Here is a 3,671-nt window from a genome sequence, read left to right as displayed (position 1 = left end):
GTGTACGGCGCTTTCAATTCGTTAGAGCTGATTCAGCAAACCATGAGAACTCTTCTATGACACCCTCACATTAAACTACTCTCTGTGGGGTGAATTTAATACAGTATTTCATATAGACGAGCACATCTCACGGACTTCATCGAGTTGGAGACGACGGCGGAAGTGACGAACAGCGATAGTCTCATACTGGTTTGGGTGCGCGGTAGAATCGTCTGTCATATGGAGTACCTATATGTGCTGTCAGTCACACTTGTTGAATAGTAATGCCGATTGAGAAGGAGGAGCTTGAGAAAGCAGTACAATCAACTTCACCAATAGACAACTCTGGTAGCTATGCAGAGGATTTTATTGTTTACGCAGTTGGCGCGATCCTCATAGCCTCACTTATAGTCGGATTTCTTACCCTCGTAGCGGGGATAGTAGGGTCGATCATCGGGATTTTTGCAAATCTGGTTATTGCCTACTTCATAGTCTCAAAGCTGTTTGAGAAGGTGAATAGTATGGTCGATAGCAAGATGCATCGACGTGAACGACAAATAATAGAAGCAATAGAATCAGATTGAATTAGAGTAGATTCATAGAATTTCCAACCGACCAGACAGCAAGGTGGGGCGCGTCGGTTCGGCGTCGCGTTCCCTCTGCGAGGTGAACCGTCTCCCCACCGTTCGGTTCACGCTCGCACCTCAGGGTCGACGCTCAAACGCGCCGCTTTAGAGAGAAGGGGGTGGGAGGAAGGGGCTTCTACACCGACGAGGGTGGGGTGAGTAGTGGAAGGACCTTACTCCACAGGGGTTACTCGGCGTCGCTCTGACGGCTTTCGGAGGATGGTGGCAACCGATTCATGTAGTCACGCCACGTCGTCGCGTAACTCATCGCTCTCGACAGGGCTTTTTCACGACTATCGACGGCACCACTCTTAGCGACGACATCATTTCCGTCACGAGTGTCGATCAATTGCGTTCTCAACTCGCCGTATGAGGACGTCACCCGAATCTTGACGTCATGGACGTCGTTGGTGAAAATCCTCCCACGAGTAGCCTTCTGACACGACCATCGCGGCGTCACCGCCGTCGCGTCACCATACTCCTCGACAACTTCCTCGGCGTCGCTACGACTCTGACAGAGGCCCATGACGACGTCGCCATCCTCATCCACGACGTCGAACATCACTCGACACCTCCATCGACGTCGGACGTCTCTGCGGGTGACTCGAACCCGTCTCGGAAGCACGGCCAGCAGGGTAGATCGTTCATCGACGTCGTGCAACCACAGTCTGCGGGGCGTTCATCGTCCTCTACGACCGTCGTGTCCCCACGACCGAAGTCGTGAAGGGTTGTCGGCGTTTGTGTACTCATGGTCTTTGAGCGTTCATCGAAGGCCACTCCCGCGGTGTTGTAGCACCGTGGGATTTCTCACCCAACAGGGAGCGACCTTCGTACTACCAACCAGAACCCGTATACCCATAATAGTTTCCACGAAGAAACTAAGTTGCCCACCCATATAGCAGGGGTATGGGACGACCACGAGAGACGAGTGATGAGGAACTACTGTCTTCTGTTCGATCCCACTCCCCTGCGGGCACAAGTGAGATTGCGGATGAAGTTGGGATGACTCGGCAAGGAACACAGAAGCGACTTGACGAGCTTCACGAGCAAGGGAAAGTGAATAGAAAGGACATCGGGACCGTCGTTGTCTGGTACATAGACTGTGAGTAGTGCCGAAAACCACTCTAACAGACTGATACAAACCCCATTTTACGGCGTTAGTTAGGTGAAAATAGGGAGTATACGCCCCAAATAGAGTTTGTTGTATTGATGTCCAAGGTAGACAACAACACAACAAGGTACGGCGCATCCCCACTATCTGACTGTCGCAAGGCGCGGTGTCGACCATAAATACCACCCCTCAGATAGAAGTAGGCCATGTGACGCGTATGCGCAGTAGTAATATAATGCCTTCATACCCCACCCCGTCAAGATTAGAAATGAAATCGCCCATCACGATATATGGGGTGAGCAGAACACTCTCGCCGCCAATATTAGATTTAGAGTCAGACACCCAATAGTATAACCCACAAGAATAAAGTACCTCGCCTATATATGCAGAGAGGGGGAGTCATAGATGTCTCACTACACTTCGATCCATACGACGACTCGGCAGAAACAGCGGCTTGATGAAGCGAAGACTGACCTCTTTGGAACAGAAGATGTCTCCTACCGAATCGTCATTAATCGCCTCTTGGACGACGCTGACGCCACAGAGACGGACGTGAATGAGGTGGACGGAGACATGACGCTCTGCGGAACGCGTATCCCCGATGGGGATGGGGAGTAACCTCGATGATTGGTGACTTCGATGGGGGTGTTCCACCAGAACCCGATGGATTCGATGTCGAGAACGAGTATGAGACAATCAAAGAAGTCGCAGGGAAGATTACGATAGATAACACTTCCATCCCCATCATCAACGAAGGTGCGAAGACGGAGCTTCGGAAGGGGAACGCAGTAGACCTCAAACGGCAGACGACAGTTCACTTCCCCGCTCAAGGCCTTGGAAGTGAGTGGATCAACCTCTTTGGTATCTTTGGAGGTGGTGACCGCCCCTCGAATCTCCGTGAGTTCGCTAAAGTCGGGCAGTCCGTGAATGGAATGAATGTCGGGATGAGTGCGTCGATGGGTGGTGGTGGTAGTGGAGCCTACGTGAAGTATAACCAGCAGACTACCTATGAGGTGAACGCTACGAATCGGCAGTCCGCGAATCGGGCTGTAGATACTCTTGAATACCAACAAACATACAGTAGTGGGAAGGATTCAGACAAAAAATTCAGTTAAGTCCCAAATAATAACCTAAACAAACACCAATGGATTTATATAGACCGACCATATAGCCCGTGTTAGAGAGACGCCCGCTGAATCTGTGAGTTAAGTCCTCGATGGTGGATCATCGTACACCACTCAGTACGATGGGACGGTGAAGCGCAACAGGATGCCTTCACCCTGAGCTTAAGAGAATCAAGGTCGGGGATGAGACTACGGTCCAAACGTATGGGGTGGGAATCAACTCACCCCCCTCACGTTACTACGCGGGAATCGGGATGGACGACCAAACCCATCCCACTCTCATAAGGGTCGTCTATCTTCAAATCCAGTTTAGGACAAGGAAGGTGAAGGGAAGGCATGAGAGAGATGCACAAACCTCCTTTGGTAGGATCGGCGTGTCTACCCTTCTCCATTATTCAGTAGGTGAGAAGGATGTTCACGCCGCTTCCCCAAGAAGAAGTGGATGAGTACCCATCCCCACCCTCTCTTATCATAACCATGATGATAAGGATGGATAGATGAAAGTTGAAGAAACAAGTTGAAATAATCCCATAGAAACCAATATCTAAAATTCGTCTCCCCCTCACTCTCCTACTGTCTCACGGAGATCACCACCACCCCCCTCCTCTCAGAGCTGTAATAGACACCTACATCCCCTACATACTACTTTTACAACCCCTCTCATGTAGATACTCATAGCAGAGAGATACAATAGAGGGAGTTCATCATCCCACCTCCATCTTTAGCTGTGCTGTGCTGATTACACTCGTTTAGACACTAGTCTGAGGGTGTCATAGAAGTCTTCACACACTATAGTAGAGTTTCTAACTGTTATAGAGCGTTACTAGCTTA

Annotated in this window: 5 protein-coding genes; 4 read left to right on the top strand and 1 reads right to left on the bottom strand. The window is 50.3% G+C overall.

Annotated features, from left to right (window positions below):
• Positions 1–263 precede the first annotated feature (263 nt).
• Positions 264–563 carry a Maf family protein gene (locus ABDZ36_RS10840; protein WP_211313732.1) on the top strand — a complete coding sequence of 100 codons (300 nt, stop codon included), beginning with the start codon at positions 264–266 and terminating at the stop codon, positions 561–563.
• A gap of 229 nt (positions 564–792) precedes the next feature.
• Here ABDZ36_RS10840 and ABDZ36_RS10835 read toward each other — a convergent pair whose 3' ends face one another.
• A complete protein-coding gene (locus ABDZ36_RS10835) occupies positions 793–1,167 on the bottom strand; it encodes a hypothetical protein (protein ID WP_211313733.1) in 375 nt (124 codons plus the stop codon).
• Between the two features lie 344 nt (positions 1,168–1,511).
• Here ABDZ36_RS10835 and ABDZ36_RS14910 point away from each other — a divergent pair, with 344 nt between their 5' ends.
• The 3 genes from ABDZ36_RS14910 (at position 1,512) to ABDZ36_RS10825 (ending at position 2,831) form a co-directional block, all read left to right on the top strand.
• Positions 1,512–1,715 (top strand): winged helix-turn-helix transcriptional regulator, encoded by a 204-nt coding sequence (locus ABDZ36_RS14910; protein ID WP_211313734.1) that lies wholly within the window; start codon positions 1,512–1,514, stop codon positions 1,713–1,715.
• A gap of 406 nt (positions 1,716–2,121) precedes the next feature.
• Positions 2,122–2,334 (top strand): hypothetical protein, encoded by a 213-nt coding sequence (locus tag ABDZ36_RS10830; protein ID WP_211313735.1) that lies wholly within the window; start codon positions 2,122–2,124, stop codon positions 2,332–2,334.
• A 5-nt stretch (positions 2,335–2,339) separates the two neighbouring features.
• The gene (locus tag ABDZ36_RS10825) at positions 2,340–2,831 is read left to right on the top strand and encodes a hypothetical protein (RefSeq protein WP_211313736.1); all 492 of its coding nucleotides are present in this window, start codon (positions 2,340–2,342) and stop codon (positions 2,829–2,831) included.
• Positions 2,832–3,671 lie beyond the last annotated feature (840 nt).

The sequence above is a fragment of the Halarchaeum salinum genome (assembly GCF_039520965.1).
GTDB classification, from domain to species: domain Archaea; phylum Halobacteriota; class Halobacteria; order Halobacteriales; family Halobacteriaceae; genus Halarchaeum; species Halarchaeum salinum.
This window is presented reverse-complemented; position numbering and strand designations above follow the sequence as displayed.

Coding starts and splice junctions, on each gene's coding strand:
- ABDZ36_RS14910 (WP_211313734.1), top strand. CDS start 1,512: ATGGGACGACCACGAGAGACGAGTGATGAGGAACTACTGTCTTCTGTT.
- ABDZ36_RS10825 (WP_211313736.1), top strand. CDS start 2,340: ATGATTGGTGACTTCGATGGGGGTGTTCCACCAGAACCCGATGGATTC.
- ABDZ36_RS10840 (WP_211313732.1), top strand. CDS start 264: ATGCCGATTGAGAAGGAGGAGCTTGAGAAAGCAGTACAATCAACTTCA.
- ABDZ36_RS10835 (WP_211313733.1), bottom strand. CDS start 1,167: ATGTTCGACGTCGTGGATGAGGATGGCGACGTCGTCATGGGCCTCTGT.
- ABDZ36_RS10830 (WP_211313735.1), top strand. CDS start 2,122: ATGTCTCACTACACTTCGATCCATACGACGACTCGGCAGAAACAGCGG.